This window comes from Acetobacter tropicalis, from assembly GCF_001580915.1.
In the GTDB taxonomy this organism is placed as follows: Bacteria; Pseudomonadota; Alphaproteobacteria; order Acetobacterales; family Acetobacteraceae; genus Acetobacter; species Acetobacter tropicalis.
Genome location: NZ_LHZQ01000067.1, coordinates 1 through 1,414 on the forward strand (window position 1 = coordinate 1; position 1,414 = coordinate 1,414).

Below are 1,414 nucleotides of genomic sequence, written 5' to 3' on the forward strand. Positions count from 1 at the left end.
TTTTCTACAAAACAGACTTTTTCATAATTCGACCCGATGCACAACCCTTCTGTGAGATTTCCGCGTCGACACCGTCATCGCGGGCGACACACAGAGCCGGCAGCAGCACGTCGTGCATCTGCAGCCAGACATCGATCAGCCGGTCGAGGCCAGTTCGGGACAGAGAGAAATGTTCGGCAGACATAAGGGATAATCCTTGTTCCTGCCTGCCCTGCAGACGCAGTGCGGCACCGGTCCGCTCTGAAGCGTCCGGTGACCGCAAAAGCCGTCTGGGGCAGACCATGAAAAAAGCAGGTGTTCGAAAGACAGGAAGAAAAAGCGGTCAGTGGCCCCGGCAAGACAGATCGAACGGCAGCAGATCATCCTCTTCAGGACATTCGAGCACACCGAGATGCTCCAGCCCCGCCTGCAGACTGTAGCCGGGCGCGCACTCCGTGCTGAACCAGTGCGGGTCAACAGCCAGACCGTTGATCACAGGGGCAGCATCCACCGCTGTGGAGGCCGACAGGCAGATCAGCTCCGACGGATTGATCTGCCGGCTCAGGGCATCGAACAGCATCAGATCCCTTTGCGGGTCTGTCAGTCCCAGCAGGTCTTCTGGTGCCAGACCCGCCAGCCTGCCGCTTGAGGCGGCATGCACGATCAGACTCATCGGCGTGTGGAACATCAGGTGCGGCCAGAGTTCCCGGGCCGCGCGATGCAGGCACAGGCCCGGCAGGACCAGAGCCGGATCATCATCTGCAAGGAAGCGCCGCAGAAAATGATAGTTGAAGACGGCGATGGCATTCGGTGCGTCCATGCCCTCTTCGGCGAAGACCAGCGGTTCATCGAAGCACAGCCGTCCGCTGGCGTCGTGATGCAGTTCCATCGTGCGGACGTAATCCCATACAGTAGAAACTGTGAGCGGGGTCCACAGGATATTCTGCACCACGACCACGAAGCGGCTGCCCTCGGTAAATCCAGTCATGGGTCTGACCGGCCACCAGCTGAGCAGACGCAGGCGAAGAGACGTGAGCTGTCCCACGCCGTCAGAGCGGAACGCACTGACCGGCGAGGCGGGAGAGAAAAAGGAAGACGAAATTCGTGTCATGACACATGTCCTGAAAGGCGAGGAAGGACACGGCGGGAGCACACAGGCCCAAACGCCACATCCTTCTCTCTGGGAACGAAGGGACCAGTCCCTTCATCGCCAGCCCTCAGAACCGAGGATGCCTCCCTGTCCGAATGCACTTCAGCCCGCATCTGCAGACACAGACGACATCGAAAGTCTTCTGTTATGACCTTCCGTCATGCAGACGGCAGTGCGCGAGGCGCTGTTGTGGCCAGCCAGCGACGGCTGTGGTGTCACTCGTCGAAATCCGGCAACGCGCACCTGGGGTGCCTTGGTCTGTAGTCATTTTTATGCAGGATTTTT

At 59.3% G+C, this 1,414-nt stretch carries 2 protein-coding genes; both read right to left on the reverse strand.

Going from position 1 to position 1,414, the window contains the following annotated elements:
- Positions 1 to 4: 4 nt before the first annotated feature.
- Positions 5 to 184, reverse strand: coding sequence for a hypothetical protein (locus AD944_RS00440; RefSeq protein WP_061474622.1), 180 nt, complete (start codon positions 182 to 184; stop codon positions 5 to 7).
- Between the two features lie 138 nt (positions 185 to 322).
- Positions 323 to 1,090 carry a hypothetical protein gene (locus AD944_RS00445; RefSeq protein WP_045541531.1) on the reverse strand — a complete coding sequence of 256 codons (768 nt, stop codon included), beginning with the start codon at positions 1,088 to 1,090 and terminating at the stop codon, positions 323 to 325.
- Positions 1,091 to 1,414: the final 324 nt, after the last annotated feature.